The sequence below is a fragment of the Candidatus Competibacter phosphatis genome (genome assembly GCF_012939995.1).
Lineage (GTDB): Bacteria > Pseudomonadota > Gammaproteobacteria > Competibacterales > Competibacteraceae > Competibacter > Competibacter phosphatis.
Genome location: NZ_SPMZ01000100.1, coordinates 1 through 806, shown reverse-complemented (window position 1 = coordinate 806; position 806 = coordinate 1). Strand labels below are relative to the sequence as shown.

Here is an 806-nt window from a genome sequence, read left to right as displayed (position 1 = left end):
TGTGAGCGTCGAAACGAAACGCATTCAGCAAGTCGAACTTGGTCAGCATGCCGAGCAGGCAGCGTTGGTTGTCCACCACCGGCACGCCGTTGAAGTCGTGGGTTTCGAACAATTCCTCGGCCTCGCGCAATTTGGCTTTTGGACTGATGGCGATGGGATCGACGGTCATCACGTCGCGAATTTGATATTGCAGAAATTCGTACATCGGTGGCGGTCCTTTACAAAGTCGTGGCGGTTCGCGCCCGAAAATTTTGTCACGGCGGACAGAGCGTGGGGAAACCGCGATTAATGCGGGCGGATGCCACTTTACGCCCTTGTCGTCGATCCTGCATCGTGGCCAGGGGTCGCGCCCGCGATTTGGGGCGCTCGGTCGGTTTCCGCCACCCGTTCCAGCGCCGCCTCCACCACTTCCACCCCCGCTCCGTGCCGCCAGGCCCGTTCGCTCAGGACGCGCCGCCAGGCCCGTGCCCCCGGTATGCCCTGAAACAGTCCGAGGATAGGTCGGGTCATGCATTGCAGCGGCGTTCCCGCCCGTAGTCGCTCCTCCAGATAGGGCAGCAACGCCCGAACCACCTGATGGCGGTTCGGCGGTGGCGCGCTCGAACCGAAGAACCGTCGATCCACCTCGGCCAGCAGGTAAGGGTTCTCGTAAGCCGCGCGGCCGATCATCACCCCGTCCACCTGTCGCAATTGTTCCGTGACCTGCTCCAGTGTGGTCAAGCCACCGTTCAGCACGATGGTCAATTCGGGGAAATCCCGCTTGANCGGTCGTAGTGCACGACCTCATGACGCAACGGCGGAATTTC

2 protein-coding genes are annotated in these 806 nt (G+C 61.7%); both read right to left on the bottom strand.

What is annotated here, in order from left to right:
- On the bottom strand, positions 1 to 205 hold a 205-nt coding region (locus tag E4P82_RS20775; protein WP_169250663.1), incomplete at its 3' end, for a CBS domain-containing protein.
- Between the two features lie 101 nt (positions 206 to 306).
- A complete protein-coding gene (locus tag E4P82_RS20770) occupies positions 307 to 735 on the bottom strand; it encodes a tRNA-dihydrouridine synthase (protein ID WP_312915967.1) in 429 nt (142 codons plus the stop codon).
- Positions 736 to 806 lie beyond the last annotated feature (71 nt).